Source organism: Janthinobacterium sp. SUN100, assembly GCF_030397705.1.
GTDB lineage: Bacteria > Pseudomonadota > Gammaproteobacteria > Burkholderiales > Burkholderiaceae_D > Janthinobacterium > Janthinobacterium kumbetense.
The window spans coordinates 588,495-608,985 of sequence record NZ_JAPUBU010000004.1 but is presented as its reverse complement, the minus strand read 5'-3'; the positions used below and the strand labels follow the sequence as shown (position 1 = coordinate 608,985).

The window sequence follows — 20,491 nt, the reverse complement described above, 5'->3', positions numbered from 1 at the left end:
GTCAGAACGGCAGCACAGCGTCTGGCTTGGCGGCCAGGATCACGCTCTTGAACTGCCCCTGGATGCGCGCCAGCGCTGCCGGCGTTTCCGCTTCGAAGCGCATGACGATCACCGGCGTGGTGTTCGACGAGCGGGCCAGGCCGAAACCATCCGCATACTCCACGCGCAAGCCGTCGATGGTGATGATCTGCTCATTGCCGGGGAAGACGGCGTCGCGGCGCAGCATGTCCATCAGCGCGACGTTCTCGCCTTCCTTCAGTTCCAGGTGCAGTTCCGGCGTGCTGTCGGACTGCGGCAGGGCGTTCAACAGGGCGGAAGGATCGGCTTCGCGCGTGAGGATTTCCAGCAGGCGCGCAGCCGAATACAGGCCGTCGTCGAAACCGTACCAGCGATCCTTGAAGAAGATATGGCCGCTCATTTCGCCGCCCAGCGGCGCGCCCGTTTCGCGCAGCTTGGCTTTCACCAGCGAGTGGCCCGTCTTGTACATCAGCGGCACGCCGCCATGCTTGGTGATGTAAGGCGCCAGGTGGCGCGTGCACTTCACGTCATACAGGATTTGCGCGCCAGGATGGCGGGTCAGCACGTCGGCGGCGAACAGCATCATCTGGCGGTCGGGGTAGATGATCTGACCATCCTTGGTGACCACGCCCAGGCGGTCGCCGTCGCCATCGAAGGCGATGCCGATTTCCGCATCCGTCTCGGCCAGGCAGCGGATCAGGTCTTGCAGGTTTTCCGGATGCGCCGGATCCGGATGATGGTTCGGGAAATTGCCATCGACTTCGCAGAACAATTCGATGACCTCGCAGCCCATGCCGCGGAACAGGTCGCCCGCAAATGCGCCGGCCACGCCATTGCCGCAGTCGACGGCGATCTTGATCGGACGCGCCAGCTGGACGTCGCCCAGGATGCGCTCCAAATAGGCGGCGCGGATATCGTGCGTGGCATAGCTGCCTGGCGTGCTGCTGGCGCTGCCGTCGTGCGCGACGATGCTGTGGTACAGCGCCTGGATCGCTTCGCCGTGGATCGCTTCACCGGCCAGCACCATCTTGAAGCCGTTGTAGTCGGGCGGATTGTGGCTGCCCGTGACCATGATGCCGGAACGCGTGTCGAGCACATTCGTGCCGAAGTAGACCATCGGCGTGGCCACCACGCCCAGATCGATCACGTCGACGCCTGCAGCTTGCAAGCCCTGCGCCAGCGCCGCCGTCAATTCCGGCCCCGACAGGCGGCCATCGCGGCCGATCACGACCCGCTGCTCGCCCTTGGCCAGAGCGGCCTGGCCAAATGCCTGACCGATCTTGTGGGCCACGCTGGCATCGAGGGTTTTAGCGATGATGCCGCGAATATCGTAGGCCTTGAAGATCGTTCTGGACAATGGAAGCATGGTGTGGGCGGTATAAAGAGGGTCAAATAGGGTGCCTGGCAAGGTGCAGCGCGGGGCTGACAGCTTGCTACTGCGCCAAGAGTATACCGAATTATACGCGCAGCAGATCGATCGACTTGCCCGATTCCACCCATTGCCTGACCCACAGCGGCTGGCGGCCACGGCCTGTCCATTGCTCGGTCGCATTGTCAGGATGGCGGTAACGCACCGCGACTTTGCCCGTGCGCGGATGCAAGCCGTCGAGTATCAACTGTTTCAGCGGAATGCCCGCCTGCTGCGCGATGGCCATGATCTGTTCGCGCGCCTTGTTCAAATCTTCACGTTCGCGGCTGTTCAATTCCTGCTTGACATTATCTTCCAGCTTGCGCAATTCCAGCATCGTCATCGTAGACAGATCCATCCCGTACATCCTTTATATTAATTTAAATAATAAAATAAGCGTGAAATATACTACATTGCATAAACATCTGCGCAGCGTTGCATAATCCATCGCCTATTGAATCACGGCTATCGGCTTATTTATCTGCTCCACATTAAGATTCAATGAAAAATATGCCGAAAGTACGCGTAGAAAATAAATAAACATGGATGAGTGGCATTCCGGCTTCCTGCGCAGCCCGCTTGCAAGACCAGCGTGGCGCGGCTATCCATTCCGATAAACGCGCTGGCGGATGATTATCGATATATGCCAGCGGGAAATGCCCCCCATTAAATCTCCGACAGCATAATCGGCATCCGCTTCTCTTCCCGCCAGCCGTGCGCGCAATCGGGTACGGACCAGGAATGCACCCAACACCAAAGGGCAGGCATGCTTATAATGCAGGCGCGTAGTTCACTTCACCCCGGCACATATGAAAACTTACTTTATCGGCGATCTGCAAGGCTGCCATGCACAAACCATCGAACTGATCGAACTGATCCAGGCGGCAGCGAATGGCCCGTACCGCCTGCTGTTCGCGGGCGACCTGATCAACCGCGGCCCGGCCTCGCTGGCCACGCTGCGCCACGTGCACGCGCTGGCGCAGCAGGGGCTGGCCGACAGCGTCCTGGGCAACCATGACTTGCACCTGCTGGCCGTGGCCAACGGCATCCGCCCCGAGCATGCGTCCGATACGCTGGCCGAAATCCTCGACGCACCCGACCGCGACGAGTTGATCAACTGGCTGCGCCAACGGCCGTTGGCACTGGAGCACGACGGCCACGTGCTCGTGCATGCGGGCTTGCTGCCGCAATGGAGCGCGGCTCAGGCCCTGTCCCTTAGCGGGGAAGTGTCCGCGATGCTGCGCAGCGACGGCTGGGTGGCCTTCCTGCGTACCATGTACGGCAACGAGCCGGCCGCCTGGCGCGACGACCTGCAGGGCGCCGACCGGCTGCGTTGCATCGTCAACGCCATGACGCGGCTGCGCTTTTGCACGCCGGAAGGCGTGATGGACTTCAAGATGAAGGAGAGCGGCAGCCCGCCGCCGGGCTCCGGCCTGCTGCCGTGGTTCGACGTGCCGAGACGGCGCAGCGCCGGCGACACCATCGTCTTCGGCCACTGGTCGGCGCTTGGACTGCAGCTGCGGGAGCACCTGATCGGCCTCGATAGCGGCTGCGTCTGGGGTGGAAAACTGTCGGCCGTGTGCCTGGAAGACCGCTCGCTGCTGCAAGTCGCCTGCCCCGCCTTCCAGCAGCACAGCGGCAAGCGCTAGATGGCAAGCATGGCGCGCATATGCTTAATCGAAATCGGTCGTTGGCCTTGCCGCGCGCAGCCCGTATGATGCAGCTTTTGCCTTTGCGATCCCATGCATCCTGATACCGACAGACTGGCGCGCTGGCTGCTCGGCAGCCTGGAACTCGACACCGCCGTCCTGCATGTAGGCCAGTACTGCGGCCGCTGGCACGCCTCCACGGCGGGCCGGGAACTGGGCAGCTTTCACCTGGTGCTCGATGGCCACTGCTATCTGCACCTCGACGGGGCGGCTCCGATTGCGCTCGGCCCGCGCGACGGCGTCTTCCTGCTGCGCGACTTGCCGCACTTCCTCAGCCCACACAGCGACCCGCTGCAGGCGGTCAGCGCACAAGCCATGCTGCCGCTGCAGTCGCCCACGGACCAGCCGGCGACGGCGCTGGCCTGCGGCTTCTTTCAATTTCGCGGCGCCCTCTCCGCGCTGATCGTCGACTCCTTCCCGCCGTACCTGCTGATACGCGGCGACGCGCCCGCCTTCAGCGCCGCTGCCGCGCTGTTCGACCTGATACTGGCGGAAGCCGGCGGCGACCCGGAACAACCGTCGCCGCTCATCGCGCGCCTGGTCGAACTGCTGTTCTTTTACCTGATACGCCATGTGGCGCAGGGCGAGCAGGTGGCGGCCGGCCTGCTGTCGCTGCTGCACCAGCCCGCATTTTCGCCGCTGCTCGAACGCATGCTCGACGCCCCCGCCGACGACTGGTCGATCGAGAACATGGCCAAGGCCGCGTGCATGTCGCGCGCCAGCTTCTGCAAGCATTTCGCCAGCGCCAGCGGCCACTCGCCGGCCCAGTTCCTGCTCCTGCTGCGCATGAAGATCGCCGCGCGGCGCCTGCACGATGGCGTCTCCGTCGAACGCGCGGCCGAACTGGTGGGCTACCGCTCGCACGCCGCCTTTACGCGCGCGTTCAAGCGGGTCACGGGCGAACAGCCAGGCGCCTACCGGCGCGACCAGCGCCAGCGCCAACTGGCCAGCTGAAATCAAGGATCGCACAATCGCAGACGAACGAGCACAAAAGGACGACGCTGACGTCTGTTACCTGCACGGCATGGCCGATATAATGCATGAGTGACTTACCAACTTAGCAAGGTACCCCATGTCCCGTCTGACGCTGCACACTCTCGATACCGCCCCGGCCGATAGCCGCCCCTTCGTGGAAAAGGCCATCGCCAACAATGGCTTCCTGCCCAACCTGATCGGCGTGCTGGCCAATGCCCCGCTGGCCCTGGAAACCTATCTGACCGTCTCCGGCATCAATGCGCGCGCCAGCCTGACGTTAATGGAACGCGAAGTGGTGCAAATCACGGCCGCGCGCATCCACGGCTGCGATTTCTGCATCGCCGGCCATAGCGCAATCTCGCTGAAAAAAGCGGGCCAGACACCGGACACCGTGCGCGCGCTGCAGCATGGCCAGCCGACGGGCGATACAAAGCTGGACGCCGTCGCCGCCTTCGCCACGGCCGTCATTGCCACGCGCGGCGCCGTCAGCGACGCCGAATATCAAACCTTCCTGGCGGCCGGCTACAACGAACAGCAGGCGCTGGAAGTGGTGCTGGGCATCAGCCTGGCCACCCTGTGCAATTTCTCCAACAGCCTGGCCGGCACGCCCGTCAATCCGCAATTGACGCCCTACCTGCCTGGCGCCGTCTGACATGGGCCACCTCAATCACTGGCTGCACACGCATGCCGACCAATTGGACCAATCGTCGGACCTGGCTGAAACCATTTTGCCGGCCCTCGCTGGCGACCAGTTGCTAACCATCGGCGTGCCGCAGGAACACGGCGGCGCGGGCGGCGACGTACGCGACGCCATCGACGCCATCGCCAACGTGGCCGAGCAATCGGTGACGGCGGCCTTTGTTTTCTGGGGCCAGCGCTGCTTCATCGAATTCCTGCTGCAAAGCGAAAACCGCGCGCTGGCCGAGCGCCGCTTGCCTGGCCTGCTGGCAGGCACGCAGGCCGGCGCCAGCGGCCTGTCGAACGCCATGAAATTCTTGTCCGGCATCGAGCAGCTGCAAATCACGGGCGCGCGCCACGACGACGGCTTGCTGGTCGACGGCGGCCTGGCCTGGGTGACGAACTTGCGCAAGGCGGGCTTTGTCGCGGCAGCCGCCGTGGCGCCGAACGACGGCGCACCCCCTGTCATCGTCGCCTTCGACAGCGGCACGGCAGGCGTGCAGCGCAGCGACGACCTGGACCTGATCGCCCTGCGCGGCAGCAATACGGCTTCCGTCAAGCTGGCGCAGGTGCACATTCCCGCCGCGGACATCATCAGCGACAACGCGCCGGCCTGGCTGCCGCAGGTGCGCCCATCGTTCCTCGGCATGCAGTGCGGCCTGTCGATCGGCCTGGCGCGCGCCAGCCTGGCCAAAGCGGCGCAAATTTCCGCCGGCTCGCGCAACCAGCTTACGCCGCGCATCGAAGCACTGCAAGCGACCCTGGAGGCCGCCATCGCGACCTTGCTGGCCGGCGTGCACGATGGCCGCTTCAAGACGCAGGCGCCGGCCATGTTCCGCCTGCGCATACAGCTGGCCGACGTGCTGCAGCAGGCGCTGATGCTGGAACTGCAAGCCATGGGCGGGCGCGCCTACCTGAACGCCGAGCAGCAGGGCTTTGCCCGCCGCTGGCGCGAATCGTCGTTCATCCCCATCGTCACTCCCAGCCTGACGCAATTGCAGGCAGCCTTGCAGCTGTTCGACAGCCAGCAGGCGGCCAAGGCGGCGGGAGCGCCGGCATGACGGCAGCGACACAAGACTGGGCGCTGCAGGCGCAGGAGCTGAGCTACGCCTATCCGGGCACGGCACCCGTGTTCCAGCACGTCTCGCTGGGCGTGCGCAAGCGCGAAATTGTCTGCCTGCTGGGCGGCAGCGGCTGCGGCAAATCGAGCCTGCTGCGCGTGCTGGCCGGCTTGCAACCGCCGTCCACGGGTGAGATTCAATTCCTCGACGCCCCCATGCGCGAACCGGACCCGCGTAGCGCCCTCGTCTTCCAGCAAGCCAGCCTGCTGCCCTGGCTGAACGTCACGGGCAATGCCGGTTTTGGCCTGGACTTCAAGCACCAGCCCAAGCTGACGCGCGAGGCGCACCGGGCGCGCGTGGCACAAGCCATCGAGGCGGTGGGCTTGAAGGGACGCGAAAGGCTGTATCCATCCGCCCTCTCCGGCGGCATGGCGCAGCGCGTGGCGCTGGCCCGTGCGCTGGCGCGCGAACCGGAACTGCTGTTCGCCGATGAACCGTTTTCCGCGCTCGACGCCATCACGCGCGCCGAGATGCAGTCGCTGCTGGTCGACGTGGTGCACCGCTGGCACACGGCCGTGCTGCTGGTCACGCACGATATCGATGAAGCGATCCTCGTGGCCGACCGCATCCTGCTGATGGGCGGCAAGCCGGGCAACATCGTGCGCGAATGGTCCGTCGCCATCGATCAGCCCCGCATCAGCCACAGCGCCGACGTGATCGCCCTCAAGATGGACATCCTCGACGCCCTGCAGGCGCTGCAAAAGCAGGATCAAACGCCCGCCTTCGCTCCCAATTAATCGACCGGAACTTTCCCATGACATTCGAAGATCAAAACAAACCCCTGCATATCTGCGCCTCGTCCGATTGCGACTGCGGCCTGACGCGGCGCGACTTCCTGCGCATGTCGGCGCTGGCCACGGCCAGCGTGGCTTCTCCCCTGCTGTTCGCCGGTGACGCCATGGCCCAGCAAGGCCCAAAAGGCGACGACCAGCCCGTGAAAATCGGCTACCTGCCAATTACCGACGCCACCCCGCTGCTCGTCGCCCACGCCCGCAAGCTGTTTGAAGCGGAAGGCCTGCAGGCGGAGACGCCGCGTTTGTTCCGCAGCTGGGCGCAAATCATCGAAGCCTTCGTCGCCGGCCAGGTCAACGTCATCCACCTGCTGTCACCGGCCACCCTATGGGTGCGCTACGGCGCCAAGTTCCCTGCGAAAGTCGTGGCATGGAACCACGTCAACGGCTCCGCGCTGACGGTGGCCAACGAGATCAACAAGGTCTCCGACCTGGGCGGACGTACGGTCGCCATCCCGTTCTGGTACTCGATCCATAACATCCTGCTGCAGCAGATCCTGTCCTCCAACGGCCTGATCCCGGTCACGCGGGCGCGCAATGCGGCCATCAAGCCGAATGAAGTCAACCTGATCGTGCTGGCGCCGGCCGAAATGGTCTCGGCCCTGGCCAGCAAGTCGATTGCCGGTTACATCGTGGCCGAACCGTTCAATGCGGCGGCGGAAAACGCCGGCATCGGCAAGATCCTGCGCTTCTCGGGCGACGTGTGGAAAAACCATGCGTGCTGCGTCACCTTCCTGTCCGAGCGCGACATCAACACGCGTCCCGAATGGGCGCAGAAGGTCACCAACGCCATCGTCAAGGCGCAGCTGTGGACGCGTTCGAACCAGGTCGACACGGCCAAGCTGCTGTCGAACGTGGGCGAACACCGCTACACGCCGCATCCGCTGCAGGTGCTGACCAAGGTGCTGGCCACCACCGATTACGCCGGCTATGAAAAGCAGGGCCTGATCGTGCACAAGAACTGGCAGCAGCGCCGCATCGACTTCCAGCCATATCCGTTTGCCTCGTACACGGAAGAACTGGTGCGCGCCATCGGCCGTACCAAAGTCGAAGGCGATACGCGCTTCCTGGCCAACCTCGATCCGAAGTTCGCCGCGCGCGACCTGGTTGATGACCGCTTCGTGCGCAAGGCCATCACGGCAGTCGGCGGCCCGGCCGCCTTCGGCCTGCCGGCCAACCTGCTGCGCAGCGAAACCGTGGCGGTCTGACGATGGCGAGCAAGTTGTTCACGAAGTTCGGCCTGCCCCTGGTGGGGCTGGCCTGTGCCTTGCTGCTGTGGTCCATGGGCGTGACGGCGCTGGAGAAATCCACGCCCATCGCCACCGCCTTCGCGCCCTTGCCCACGGCGCTGGCGTTCCAGGAGATGGTGGGCGGTTCGGATATCTGGCTGCACGTGGTATTGAGCCTGCAAAGGGTGGCCGTGGGCCTGGGACTGGCGATCGTCATCGGCGTGCCGCTGGGCGTGCTAGTGGCCATGTCGAAGAGCTTTTCCGGCGCAGCCATGCCGCTGTTTCAGCTGCTGCGCATGATTTCGCCGTTGTCGTGGATGCCGATCGCCGTGATGGTGCTCGGCGTCGGCGACGCGCCCGTGTACTTCCTGCTGGCGTTTGCGGCAGTCTGGCCGATTTTGCTCAATACGGCGGCCGGCGTGGCGCGGCTCGATCCGAACTGGCTGCTGCTGGCGCGCAGTCTGTCGGCCACGCGCAGCGAAATCGTCTTCAAGGTGATTTTGCCGGGCATTACGGCCGACATCCTGACGGGCGTGCGCCTGGCCATCGGCATCATCTGGATCGTGCTGGTGCCGGCGGAAATGCTGGGCGTGTCGGCCGGTCTCGGCTACTTCATCCTCGATACGCGCGACCGGCTCGCGTATTCGGAGCTGATGGCCGCCATTGTGCTGATCGGCATACTTGGATTTATCCTCGACTACCTGGCCCGCGCAGCGCATGCGCGCTGGCTGCACGTCAAAAACTAGGCGGTTTTTTCCAGCGGCAGCGCGGCGGCCACCGCCGCCTGCGTTGCCGTCGCCAGTTCGCGCCGGTGCGCATCGAACGTCGCCACTGGCGCCAGACAGGTCAGGCGCGCCGTGATGGGCGGGCCGCTCAGGATTGCCACCATGCTTTGCGCAAAACTCATTTCGCCGATGAAGTCGACGGCGTGATGCAGTGCTCCCTTGTCATCCACATACACGAGCGCGAACGGCTGCACCGGCACTTGCGCGTCGATGGCCGCCTCGAACAGGTTGGCGTGAAACGGCAGTATCTGTCCCTGCGCGGCGGTGGTGCCTTCGGGGAAGAACGCGATGCGCTCGCCCGCCGTCAATTTATCCACCAGGCCCTGGAAGATCAGGCGCAAATCGCGCTTGCTGCCGCGCGAAATGAAGATGGTGCCGGCGCGCCCCGCCAGCCAGCCCAGGATGGGCCAGGCGCGGATTTCCGCCTTGGCGACGAAACGGCAGGGGTGCACGGCATTGATGACGAAGATATCGAGCCACGACACGTGGTTCGCCACCACCATCGCATGGTCGAGCGCCGGCACGCTGTCTGCCGGCTGCGCCACGTGCACGCCGCAGATGTCGAGCAGCTGCGTCGACCAGCGGCGGATGCGCCGGTTGCGGCCCTCCAGGTCCAGCCAGGGAAAGAGCACGGCGCTCTTGGCCATGCCGCAGCTCAGGTGAATGGCGATGCGCGCGAGGCGGTAGGTAAGCAGAAGTTTCAAATCACACCAACAAATAAACCAGAACCGAAATCCGGGAGCAGACAAGGGATGCCGGGGCAGCGTGCCCCGGTCCACGGATCTGATTTTTTAACGCTGAAACGCCACCTGTCCGGCGACGATGGTCGCCTTGACGATGCCGCTCAGCTCATAGCCGAGGAAAGGCGTGTGCTTGCCCTGGCTGGCCAGCGACGCCGACGACACGGTCCAGCGCGCGGCGGGGTCGAAGACGCAGATGTCGGCAGCTTCGCCCACCGCCAGGCTGCCGGCAGGGATGCCGGCGACACGGGCCGCATCGGACGTGACCTTGGCTACGGCGCGCGCCAGCGGACGGGCGCCCGCCTGCGGTTGCGCCAGCGCATAGTCGTCGGCCCATTTCAGGGCCAGCGACAGCAGCAGTTCGAGGCCAGTGGCGCCGGGCGACGCTTCGCCGAACGGCAGCAGTTTCTCATCGTCGTCGACGGGCGTATGGTCCGAGCACATGGCGTCGACCGTACCGTCGAGCAAGCCGGCGCGGATCGCATCGCGGTCGCGCTGGCTACGGAACGGCGGCGTGACCCTCGCGTTCGGGTCGAAGAAACCGATATCGGCGTCCGTCAGGTGCACATGGTGCACGCCCACGTCGCAGGTGACGGGCAAGCCTTCGGCCTTGGCGGCGCGGATCAGTTCCAGGCCCGCCGCCGACGAGATGCGGCACAGGTGCACGCGCGCGCGGCTGGCGCGCATCAGCTCAAAGATCGTGTGCAGCGCGATGGTTTCGGACATCACGGGCACGCCGGACAGGCCCAGGCGCGATGCCAGCGGACCGCTATGGGCGATGCCGCCGCGGCCGATGTGCGGGTCTTGCGGGCGCAGCCAGACCGTGTAGCCGAAGGTGTTCGCGTACTGCATGGCGCGCAGCAGCACAGTGGTGTCTTCGATCGGCTCTTCCGCCTGCGCGAAGCCGATGCAGCCCGCTTCCGTCAATTCGGCCATCTCCGTCAACGACTTGCCCTTCAAGCCCATGGTCAGTGCGCCCAGCGGGTGCACGTGCGCCTTGTTCTGCGTCTTGGCGCGGTATTTCAGCATTTCCACGAGGCCCGGCTCGTCGAGCACGGGATCGGTGTCGGGCGGGCAGACCAGGCTCGTCACGCCGCCTTGCAGCGCCGCCTGCAGTTCCGATTCCAGGGTGGCCTTGTATTCGTAGCCCGGCTCGCGCAGGCGCGCGGACAGGTCGACCAGGCCGGGGGAAACCACCAGGCCGGCCGCGTCAAAGGTGGTGTCGGCCTTGAAGCCGGCCGGGGCGCTGCCCACGGCCAGCACTTTGCCGTCGGCGATGAACAGGTCTTGCAAGCCATCGATGCCGTTGGCAGGGTCGATCAGGTGGCCGTTCTTGATATGTAGTGTCGTCATGCTCGCTTACTCGTCCTTGGGCTATCAGCCCTGATTACCAGCCAAAATACTCATCACCGCCATGCGCACGGCGATACCGAACGTCACCTGCGGCAGGATCACCGCCTGCGGACCGTCGGCCACAGCCGAATCGATCTCCACGCCGCGGTTCATCGGGCCCGGATGCATGACGATGGCGTCCGGTTTCGCCAGCGCCAGGCGCTCGGGCGTCAAGCCATAGCTCTTGAAATATTCCTGCGCCGACGGCAGCAGCGCGCCGCTCATGCGTTCATTCTGCAGGCGCAGCATGATGATCACGTCCACGCCTTTGAGGCCTTCATCCATGTTGGTGAAGGTGCGCACGCCCATCTGTTCCAGGCCGCCCGGCAGCAGGGTGTGCGGGCCAATGGCGCGCACTTCCGGCACGCCCAGGGTGGTCAGCGCGTGGATGTCGGAACGGGCCACGCGGCTATGCAGGATATCGCCCACGATGGCCACCGTCAGGTTGGTGAAATCCTTCTTGTAGTGGCGGATCGTGTACATATCGAGCAAGCCCTGGGTCGGATGCGCATGGCGTCCGTCGCCCGCGTTGACCACGTGGACGTGCGGCTGCTTCGTGTCGATCAGGTGCTTGGCGATCAGGTAGGGTGCGCCCGACTGCGCATGGCGCACGACGAACATGTCGGCATGCATGGCCGACAGGTTGTCGATGGTGTCGAGCAGGGACTCGCCCTTGCTGGCCGACGACGCCTGGATGTTCAGGTTGATGACGTCGGCCGACAGCCTTTTTGACGCGATCTCGAAGGTGGTGCGGGTGCGTGTGGAGTTTTCAAAGAACAGATTGAAAACGCTCTTGCCGCGCATCAGCGGCACCTTTTTCACATCGCGATCGGAGATGCCGACGAACGAGGAAGCGGTATCGAGGATGTGGTTGACGATAGACTTCGGCAAGCCTTCAATCGTCAGCAGATGTTGCAGTTCGCCGTGTTTATTCAGTTGCGGATTAAGCATGGTGGGTATCTATGGTGAGCGTGAATTTTCCATCGTCGGCTTGCTTCAGGACCAGGGCCTGGCCCGGCGGTACGGCTGTAAAGGCGGCCACAAAATCGGCGGCAACCGGCAGCTGGCGTTCGCCGCGGTCGACCAGGGCGGCCAGCATGATCTTCGCCGGGCGACCATAATCGAACAATTCGTTGATGGCCGCGCGCGTGGTGCGGCCCGTGTACAGCACATCGTCGACCAGCAGGATGGTGGCGCCGGCCACGTCAAAGCTGATTTGCGTCGGCTTGACGTCGGCATGCAGACCCTTCTGGGCGAAGTCGTCGCGGTAGAACGAGACATCGAGCACGCCCAGGCGGTCGAGCAGGTTCAGGTCGCGCGCCAGGCGTTCAGCCAGCCAGGCGCCGCCCGAATGGATGCCGACGATGGCCACGTTGGGGATGCCCGCCAGGCCGCTCTGCACCTGTTGCAGCAAGACCGCGTACAGGGCCTCGGCGTCGAGTTGGGAAGGATTTGTAGGATGCGGCATAGGGTTCTTGATCATTCAGGAATGGGTCAAAGGTCAGATTAATAATTCGCGTCGAAATACTGTTGCAGGATGATGGCGGCGGCGCGGTCATCGATGACTTCACCGCGCTTGGCGGCGATGACGGCCGATGAATAACGCTCGTCGACCAGTTCCACCGGCAGGTTGAAGCGGCCATGCACCTGGTTGGCGAAACGGCGGCAGCGCGCGCTCATCTCGTGTTCCGTGCCGTCCGGATGGCTGGGTAAACCCACCACGATGCGGCTCGCACCCCACTCCTTGATCAGGCTATCGATGGCGGCAAACTTCGGCTCATTCGCCGTGGCCGTGATCACGCTGAGCGGCTTGGCCTGGCAAATCATGGTATTGCCGATGGCCACACCGATGCGTTTCAAGCCGAAATCGAAGGCGAGGATGGTGTCGATGGCGTCACCGCTCATGCGTGGCCAGCCTCGCTGGCGAGCATGAGCGGATCGATACCCAGCAATTTGATGGCCGCCACGTAGCGCTGCTCGATGGGGAAATCGAACAGGATGTCGGCCGAGGCGCCCACCGTCAGCCAGCCGTTGCGGCCGATCTCGTCTTCCAGCTGGCCCGGACTCCAGCCCGAGTAGCCGATCGAGACCAGCATGCGCTCGGGGCCATCGCCCTTGGCGACGGCTTCGAGCACGTCGATCGAGGTGGTAAACGCCACTTCATCGGTCACCGTCAGCGACGAGGAATAGCGCGCGCCCGGCGTATGCAGCACGAAGCCGCGGTCGTCCTGCACGGGGCCGCCAAACATGATCGGTTCGTTGATGATGGGCGTGTCGCTGCCGGCCGCCAGTTTCAGGTCGATGCGGTCGAACAGCACTTCCATGGTCATGTCGGTGGGCTTGTTGATGACGACGCCCAGCACGCCGTTTTCATTATGTTCACACACGTACACGACCGTGCCGCCGAAGATCGGATCTTGCATGGCCGGCATCGCAATGAGGAAATGGTTGGCCAGATTCAGGGTGGAGGAACCGGTCGCGGCCGGCTCTCCCACACCCTGCATCAAACGATGTCCTGGTAGAGTCTGGTCGATTTTACTCTTTTTCATACGCGATGCTCTCTCTGTGGGCTTGCTGGCAAGTCTCGCTTACCCCGCTATCGTACGCCTGGCACCTCCTGCCGCGAATGTTGGGCGGCGAGAGCCGTGTTGCCAGGCGCTATTCTTGTTATGTTATAAATTAATGGTCAATTCGCTTTGCCTGCAGGCGCATTTCAATGCCAATTGTAAAATTGATTGCAAAATCGCTGTCGCACATAAAGCACCACGAACATACCCGGTAGTTTACACTGAATTGCCGCCGCAGCGACGCCAAAGGCGCGACGCGAGCGGCGATAAAGCCCCGTTGGCGGCAGAAAATGGCCTATCTTTGACCCTGAACACGCGAAATAATGACAATCAAGACTTCCCTGGTGTGGTTCCGACGCGATCTGCGCGCGTTTGATCATGCTGCACTGCATCACGCCCTGCGCCAGAGCCAGGCCGTGCATTGCGTCTTCGTGTACGACACCGCCATCCTGGCGGCACTGCCGCGCCGCGACCGGCGGGTCGACTTCATCCATGCCAGCGTGGCCGAGCTCGCTGGCGAGCTGCGCCAGCTGGGCGGCGACCTGATCGTGCTGCACGCGGACGCGGCCGAGGCCATCCCGCGCCTGGCCGCCGAATTGAACGCCGACGCCGTCTTTGCCAACCACGACTACGAACCGCAGGCCATCGCGCGCGACGCCACGGTGGCCGCCGCGCTCACGCGCGATGCGCGTCTGTGGTTCAGTTTCAAGGACCAGGTGATCTTTGAAAAGGATGAAGTGCTGACGCTCTCGGCCAAGCCGTATACCGTCTACACGCCCTACAAGAATGCCTGGCTGAAGAAAATGCGCGCGGAACCAGGCTGCCTGGCGCCATTCGCTATCGAGCCGCATGCGGCCAGCCTGGTGCCGCCGCGCGCCGGCGCGCCGGTGCCCCTGCCCACCTTGGACGAGCTGGGTTTCGAACCGAGCAACCTGGCCGAGCTGGCCATTCCCACCGGTATGTCGGGCGCCAGCACGCTGTTCGAGGATTTCCTGCCGCGTGTGGCCCGCTACGACGTGGCGCGAGACTTTCCCGCCTTGAAGGGGCCGTCCTACCTGTCCATGCATCTGCGCTTCGGCACCGTGTCGCTGCGCTACCTGGTGCGCACCATCGTCGACCTGATGGACCGGGGCGGCGGCGGCGATGGCGCGCCCGTGTGGCTGGCCGAACTGATCTGGCGCGATTTCTACGCCATGATTTTGTACCAGAACCCGCACGTGGAAGGCGGCGCCTTCAAGCCGGCCTACGACGCCATCGTCTGGGAAACGGGTCCCGAAGCCGATGCCGCCTTTGCCGCCTGGTGCGAGGGGCGCACCGGCTATCCACTGGTGGACGCGGCGATGGCGCAGCTGAACCAGACGGGCTACATGCACAACCGCCTGCGCATGGTCACGGCCTGCTTCCTGATCAAGGACCTGGGTATCGACTGGCGCCGCGGCGAAGCGTATTTCGCGCTGCACCTCAATGACTTCGACCTGGCGTCGAACAACGGCGGCTGGCAATGGGCTTCGTCGTCCGGCTGCGACGCCCAGCCCTACTTCCGCATCTTCAATCCGATCACGCAATCGGAAAAATTCGATGCCAGCGGGCGCTTCATCCGCCGCTATCTGCCGCAGCTGAAGGCGCTGGGCGACAAGGAAATCCACGCGCCCTGGCTGGTGCCGCGCATGCTGCTCGAGCAAAAAAACATCGTGCTGGGACGCGACTATCCGGAACCGCTGGTACAGCACGACGAGGCGCGCAAGGAGACCCTGGAGCGTTATGCCGTGGTGAAGGTGGTGGCGTAGGTCAAGATTCGGTCAACAAGCGCCCCACTTCCGCCAGCAATTCCTCTTCCTGGAACGGCTTGCCGAAATACGCATTCACGCCCAGCTCGAACGCATGTGCGCGGTGTTTGTCGGCGCTGCGCGAAGTGATCATGATGACGGGGATGGCGCGCGTCTTGTCGTCGCTGCGCACATTGCGCGTCAAGTCAAAACCATCCATGCGCGGCATCTCCACGTCGACCAGCAGCAGGGCCGGCATGGCAGCCGGCTCCAGCGCATGCAACTGCTCCAGCGCATCGACGCCATCCTTGGCCAACAGCACCTGGTAGCCTTCGCGCTCGAACAGGCGCTGCATCACGCGGCGCACCGTCAGCGAATCGTCGACCACCATCACGCGCAAGGCCGGCGCGGCCAGCGCGCTGGCAACGGCATGCTGCTCGCGGCTGGCCAGCGCATATTGCGACAGCAGTTCCGGATGATGCTCGAGGTGCTGCGCCAGCGCCACGGGGTTCAGGATCAGCACGATGTCGCCCGTGCCCAGCACCGTGGCACCGGCAATGCCCGGCATGCGCGCCAGTTGCGGGCCCACGTGCTTGACCACGACTTCGCGGTTACCCAGCACGTCATCGACCTGCAAGGCCAGCCTGTCATTGCCATTCCTCAGCAACAGCACGGGCGCATAGCGCTGCGTGGCCTGCGCCGCCGGCGTCTCGCCCAGCATGGCCGACAGGTGGTGCAGCGCCAGCGACTGCCCGTGCGACTCGACGCGCCCGGCCGCCCGCACCTGCTCCAGCTGCTCGCCTTTCAGGTGCAGCACCTGCTCCACCAGCACCGATGGCAAGGCATACGTCTTGCCGTTCGCCGCCAGCAGCACCACCTGGGTGACGGCCAGGGTCAGCGGCAGGTGGATGGTGAAGCGCATGCCCAGGCCCGCCTGCGTCAGCGTTTCCACGCGCCCGCCCAGCGCCAGCGCTTCGGAGCGCACGATGTCCATGCCAAAACCGCGTCCGGCCAATTCCGTCAGGCTGTCGGCGGTGGAAAAACCCGGTGTGAAAATCAGCTCGGCCGCCTGCGCGTCGGTCAATGGCGCGTCCGTCGTCAGCAGGCCGGCGCCGTGCGCCTTGGCGCGGATGCGTTCCATATCCAGCCCCGCGCCATCGTCGGAAAAGGCGATCGCCACTTCGTTGCCCTGCTGACTGACCTGCACCAGCAGCTCGCCCGTTTCGCTCTTGCCCGCAACCAGGCGCGCGTCGCGCGGCTCGACGCCGTGCACGATGGCGTTACGCAGCAGGTGTTCGAACGGAGCAGCCATGCGTTCGAGCACGCTGCGGTCGATTTCCACGCCGCCGCCGCGGATGTCGAGATTGACGCGCTTGTCGACTTCCTTGGCGCTTTGCCGCGCCACGCGGAACAGGCGTTCGGCGATGCTGGCAAACGGTACCATACGGATCTGCATCAGGTCGCGCTGCAGCTCGCGCGTCAGCCGCGCCTGCAGCACCAGGTCGTCCGTCACCGCATCGACGCTGTGGCTGAGGTTTTCATGGAAGGAGGCCACGTCGTTGACGCTTTCGGCCATCATGCGCGTGAGTTCCTGCAAGCGCGTAAAGCGGTCGAATTCGAGCGGATCGAAATCGCGCTCGCTGCCGACGGCCATGCGCGAGGCAATCTGCGATTCGGCCTGCATTTCCACTTCGCGCAGCTGGCGCCGCAAGCGCGCCAGGTTATCGGAAAACTCGGACAGCGAGGCGCCCAGCACGCCGACTTCATTTTCCATCTTCGAGCGCGTGATCGACACTTCGCCAGCCTGGTTGATCAGGCGGTCGAGAATATCGGCGCGCACGCGCACCAGCGCCGCCTTCGGTTCGGCGACCGGCGTATCTTCCATGCCCGGCAAGGGCAGCAAGGGCTGCTGCAACTGCTCGAACAGGTGCAACGCATGGTCGTAATGGGCCAGCAATTCCTCAAAGGCCTGCGGCGTGGCGGTGCCCGCGTGCAGCATGTTTTCGATATGCGTCTCGATTTCATGCGCATGCTGGCCCAGGCGCATGGCGCCGGCCATGCGCGCGCTGCCCTTGACCGTATGCAGGGTGCGCAACAGCATCTGTGCCTGGCCGCTATCGTGCGCCTGCTGCTGCCAGCTGCGCAGCGCCTCGCCGATCTGCGGCAGCAGGTCGGCGCCCTCTTCCAGGAAGACGGACAATAAATCGAGGTCAAGTTCATCGCTGATGCCGGCGCTGGCCGCCAGCAGCGCGGCCGCATCGGCTGGCATGATGGCAGGCGCCGGCGCTTCCGGCGCCGCGTGCTCCAATGGCGGCGCGTGCTCGAAACCGGCGTCGAACAGGTCGTCGCTGGCGCCGCTGTCCTGCAACGACGCTGGCAGAGGTATTTCGGCAGCAGCCGGCTGCAGCGCGTCGGCGACGATGCTCGCATACGTCGCCTCGAACAGCGTCTCGAGCTGGGGTACAGGAACCTCGGCCAGCGCGTCGGGCAGCACTTCCGCAGGGTGCGCCGGTGCGCCGATGATGCTGGCGTAAGCGGCCGCAAACAGGGCGTCGAGCCGCTCTTCCTTGCTCTCGCCGGGCGGCGCCGTCAGGGCGCGCCACAGGGTGTTGAGCGCTTCGATCATGTCCGGCTGCGTTGGCGCCAGGTCGCCCAGCGCAAACGCCTGCAGCATTTGCCCGATGCGCTGCGTGGCCTGCTCCAGCACGTCGTGCTGTTCGGCGCGCAGTCCGGCCAACGGCGGCACCACCGTTTCGATTACCGTCTCGAGCGCATGTGCCAGGTCGCGCAGGGACTGGAAGCCGACCGTGCCCGACGTCCCCGCCAGGGTATGCACGGCTTGCAGCGCTTCCGCGCTGACGGCGCGCTGCTCATGACGCCATTCGCCGAAGTCGCGCGTGAGCACGCGCAGCAATTCATCCGTCTCGGCCAGGTAGATGTTGTACAAGGGAAGGCTGATGCGCAGTTCGCCCACGTGCTTGAGGTGATCGTCCGGCGCTTCGTGGAGCGCGGGCGCCGTGGCCAGGGGAAGGCCGATCACATTGCCATTGCCGGCCACGGGCGCGGCCGGGCGCGGCTTGCGCAATTCGAACGGACCGCCTTCGCGCACGCGCTCTGCCGCTGCCAGCAGCATGCCGGCCTCGCGCTCTCGCCCTGCGCCGCCTTCCAGTTCCGCCACCCATTCGCGGAGCTGGTACCAGCCGTAATTCAGCAGGGTAAACAGATCGTCGCTAACGGGTCGCGCTTCGGCCAGCCAGGTATTCATGACGCGCTCGATGGCGCCGGCCGCTTCGGCAAACTGCGCCAGGCCAATCATGCGGCTGCTGCCCTTCAGGGTGTGGAACGAGCGGCGCAGCATGGCCAGGTGGTCGCCGCTGGCGGCTTGCTCGCGCGGCAGGGCCAGCGTGGTGTCGATAAAGGCCAACACTTCGCGCGCTTCGGCGATGAAGATGTCGAGCATCTCCGCATCGACATCGGTCACTGCCGGCGCGGCATCCATGCCGGCAGGCGCGGCGGGCGCCAGGGCCTGGTCGAGCAAGGGTACGGGCACGGCGCCGGCGGCGGCGACTTTTTCAAATGGCAGGGCGCGGAAGGCGCCGGCGGCCGCGTCGAAATGGAAACGCCCGCTGGCCGCCTGCGCGTTACGGCCCAGCATATCGACAAAAAATCCCAGCGCGCTGACATTTTGCGCGATCTCGTCGAGCGCCTCCGCCTTGGCGTCCGTATTGGCGTCGCCATCGGCCAGCTGCCGCACGACCGCATCGACCTGCAGCACGGCGGCGCGCGCCTCTTCCTGTTCCAGCCCGGCCAACTGCTGCTGCAACTGCTCCAGCAAGGGCGCGACGCCATCGAGTGCCCCCGCCTTCGCCCCCGCTGCATCCGCGTAATACGCATTGAGCACCGTTTCCACCTGGCGCAGGCCCGTCTTCATTTCCTCGGCCAGCGCGGCAACCGTCTGCCCCTGTTCGATCTGGCGCGACAACTCGCCCGCCGTGACGGGCGGCGGCGCTTCGCCAGCCAGCAGCGCCTGCAGGCGCGCGGCGATGGTTTCCGCATTGCCGGCGAAATCGTCGGGCAGGCGGCGCACCTGCTCCAGGCCCGTGTCGGCAAACAGCAGCGCCATGCCGATTTCATTTTCCAGGGCCGCACTACGTCCGCTGGCCACGGCTTGCCGCGCCACGGCCGCGCATTCGCGCAACAGGCTGGCCAGGGCAGGCTGCTTCAGGGACTCCGCATGCGCGGCCACCTGTTGCAGCGAGGCGTCAAAATCCGTGCCCAGGGCAGGATCGAGGTCGGCTTGCGCCAGGCGGCTCCAGCTGGCACGCGCCTGCGCCAGTGCCATGCGGGCGCCTTGCAGGACCTCCTGGTCGACCTGGCCGTAGCGCCGCGTTTCCACGTCGGCGGGCACCTGCCCGTCCAAGGCGAAGGCGGCACGCAGCTGGCGCGCCTCCGGCGTCGGCTCGGTGGCGGCGGCAATGAAGAACAGGGCGTCGCGCAGCATCGCTTCGGGCAGGCTGGCCGTGCCCTGCGCCAGGCGGCGCAACTGCAGATTGATCAGGCCGAACAACTGTTTGACGTTGAGCGTACCCATGCCCTCGCCGCTGGCCGCCAGCCCGGCAAACGCCTGCATGGCGAACCAGAAAGTGCGCGCCGGCGCTTCCTGCTGCGCATCGGCCACCAGCGTCAAGGTGGCGTGCAAGTCGCTCGCATGCTGGCGCCGCGCCGCGTCATCCTGCGCCTTCAGGAACGGCAGCAGGGACTTTTCGAAGCGCCCGCGCCAGGCCGTATAGTCGGCTACCGGGGGCGCGTCCGCCAGCGCAATCGCATGCCCTTCCAGCACCGACGCCGGCGGAAAGAACAGGTCGGCCGGGTGACTGCGCTCGGCGCCCAGCATGGTTTGCAGGTCTCGGTAGTAGGGGAACAAGCGCGTCGGCTGCGGCGGCGTGCCGGCCACCAGATCTTCCAGGTATTCGGTCAAGGCCTGATACAGTTCGGCGACGACTTGCGCATGGTCCAGGGTGTATTCGAGGCTGCCGTCGCGAAAGCGCGAAAGCGCCTGCTCCGCGCCGTCCGTCAGCAGGCTGGCGCCGGCCACGTCGACCATCACCAGTGCGCCATGCGCCTGGTGCAGATGCGAGCGCGCATGCTGCAGGGCCGTGGCGCGTTCCTCGCGCTCGCGGCCACCCGCCTCGAACAAAGCTGTTTTCGAGCGGCCCAGCGCTTCGCGGATTTCCACCATCACCCACGACAAAGGTTCGCTGTCGAACGGCTTGGACTGCAGTGGACTATCAGGTGTGCTCATGCATGCCTCG

Annotated in this window: 17 protein-coding genes; 8 read left to right on the top strand and 9 right to left on the bottom strand. The window is 65.0% G+C overall.

All coding sequences use genetic code 11. The features are described 5' to 3' along the window. Position 1 precedes the first annotated feature (1 nt). Both O0881_RS22815 and O0881_RS22810 read right to left on the bottom strand, forming a co-directional pair. The gene (locus tag O0881_RS22815; protein ID WP_289913213.1) at positions 2-1,384 is read right to left on the bottom strand and encodes a phosphomannomutase/phosphoglucomutase; all 1,383 of its coding nucleotides are present in this window, start codon (positions 1,382-1,384) and stop codon (positions 2-4) included. A gap of 91 nt (positions 1,385-1,475) precedes the next feature. Further along, a complete protein-coding gene (locus tag O0881_RS22810; RefSeq protein ID WP_077408468.1) occupies positions 1,476-1,784 on the bottom strand; it encodes an H-NS histone family protein in 309 nt (102 codons plus the stop codon). A 451-nt stretch (positions 1,785-2,235) separates the two neighbouring features. Between O0881_RS22810 and O0881_RS22805 the strand changes: the two genes are divergently transcribed. The 7 genes from O0881_RS22805 to O0881_RS22775 all read left to right on the top strand — a co-directional run bounded on the left by O0881_RS22805 (position 2,236) and on the right by O0881_RS22775 (position 8,675). Then, positions 2,236-3,075: a symmetrical bis(5'-nucleosyl)-tetraphosphatase gene (locus O0881_RS22805; RefSeq protein WP_289913211.1), complete on the top strand. Its 840-nt coding sequence runs from the start codon at positions 2,236-2,238 to the stop codon at positions 3,073-3,075. A 93-nt stretch (positions 3,076-3,168) separates the two neighbouring features. Then, positions 3,169-4,089 (top strand): AraC family transcriptional regulator, encoded by a 921-nt coding sequence (locus O0881_RS22800; protein ID WP_289913210.1) that lies wholly within the window; start codon positions 3,169-3,171, stop codon positions 4,087-4,089. A gap of 118 nt (positions 4,090-4,207) precedes the next feature. Beyond that, entirely contained in the window at positions 4,208-4,762 is a 555-nt protein-coding gene (locus tag O0881_RS22795; RefSeq protein WP_099666548.1) for a carboxymuconolactone decarboxylase family protein, read from the top strand. A gap of 1 nt (position 4,763) precedes the next feature. Then, a complete protein-coding gene (locus tag O0881_RS22790; RefSeq protein WP_289913209.1) occupies positions 4,764-5,849 on the top strand; it encodes an acyl-CoA dehydrogenase family protein in 1,086 nt (361 codons plus the stop codon). Continuing rightward, complete coding sequence (locus tag O0881_RS22785; protein ID WP_289913206.1) at positions 5,846-6,646, top strand: ABC transporter ATP-binding protein; 801 nt, start codon at positions 5,846-5,848, stop codon at positions 6,644-6,646. Before O0881_RS22790 ends, O0881_RS22785 begins: the two co-directional genes overlap by 4 nt. A 17-nt stretch (positions 6,647-6,663) precedes the next feature. Further along, a complete protein-coding gene (locus O0881_RS22780; RefSeq protein ID WP_289913205.1) occupies positions 6,664-7,908 on the top strand; it encodes an ABC transporter substrate-binding protein in 1,245 nt (414 codons plus the stop codon). A 2-nt stretch (positions 7,909-7,910) separates the two neighbouring features. Then, a complete protein-coding gene (locus O0881_RS22775) occupies positions 7,911-8,675 on the top strand; it encodes an ABC transporter permease (protein ID WP_034780216.1) in 765 nt (254 codons plus the stop codon). On the opposite strand, the gene O0881_RS22770 is transcribed toward O0881_RS22775, so the two are convergent. The 6 genes from O0881_RS22770 to O0881_RS22745 form a co-directional block, all read right to left on the bottom strand. Beyond that, positions 8,672-9,418 carry a lysophospholipid acyltransferase family protein gene (locus O0881_RS22770; RefSeq protein WP_289913204.1) on the bottom strand — a complete coding sequence of 249 codons (747 nt, stop codon included), beginning with the start codon at positions 9,416-9,418 and terminating at the stop codon, positions 8,672-8,674. The genes O0881_RS22775 and O0881_RS22770 overlap by 4 nt on opposite strands. 87 nt (positions 9,419-9,505) lie before the next feature. After that, entirely contained in the window at positions 9,506-10,807 is a 1,302-nt protein-coding gene (locus O0881_RS22765) for a dihydroorotase (protein ID WP_289913203.1), read from the bottom strand. Between the two features lie 24 nt (positions 10,808-10,831). After that, positions 10,832-11,797, bottom strand: coding sequence for an aspartate carbamoyltransferase catalytic subunit (locus tag O0881_RS22760; protein WP_034746695.1), 966 nt, complete (start codon positions 11,795-11,797; stop codon positions 10,832-10,834). Then, on the bottom strand, positions 11,790-12,314 hold the full coding sequence (pyrR, locus tag O0881_RS22755) for a bifunctional pyr operon transcriptional regulator/uracil phosphoribosyltransferase PyrR (RefSeq protein ID WP_034780225.1): 525 nt from the start codon (positions 12,312-12,314) through the stop codon (positions 11,790-11,792). Before pyrR ends, O0881_RS22760 begins: the two co-directional genes overlap by 8 nt. Before the next feature lie 38 nt (positions 12,315-12,352). Continuing rightward, positions 12,353-12,751 carry a Holliday junction resolvase RuvX gene (ruvX, locus tag O0881_RS22750; protein WP_223278885.1) on the bottom strand — a complete coding sequence of 133 codons (399 nt, stop codon included), beginning with the start codon at positions 12,749-12,751 and terminating at the stop codon, positions 12,353-12,355. Continuing rightward, complete coding sequence (locus O0881_RS22745) at positions 12,748-13,350, bottom strand: YqgE/AlgH family protein (protein ID WP_034746689.1); 603 nt, start codon at positions 13,348-13,350, stop codon at positions 12,748-12,750. The genes ruvX and O0881_RS22745 overlap by 4 nt, the downstream gene beginning before the upstream one ends. Positions 13,351-13,736: 386 nt before the next feature. Here O0881_RS22745 and O0881_RS22740 point away from each other — a divergent pair, with 386 nt between their 5' ends. Then, entirely contained in the window at positions 13,737-15,200 is a 1,464-nt protein-coding gene (locus O0881_RS22740) for a deoxyribodipyrimidine photo-lyase (RefSeq protein ID WP_289913201.1), read from the top strand. Between the two features lies 1 nt (position 15,201). Here the strand turns inward: O0881_RS22740 and O0881_RS22735 are convergent, their stop codons facing one another. Continuing rightward, on the bottom strand, positions 15,202-20,481 hold the full coding sequence (locus O0881_RS22735) for an Hpt domain-containing protein (protein ID WP_289913199.1): 5,280 nt from the start codon (positions 20,479-20,481) through the stop codon (positions 15,202-15,204). Positions 20,482-20,491 lie beyond the last annotated feature (10 nt).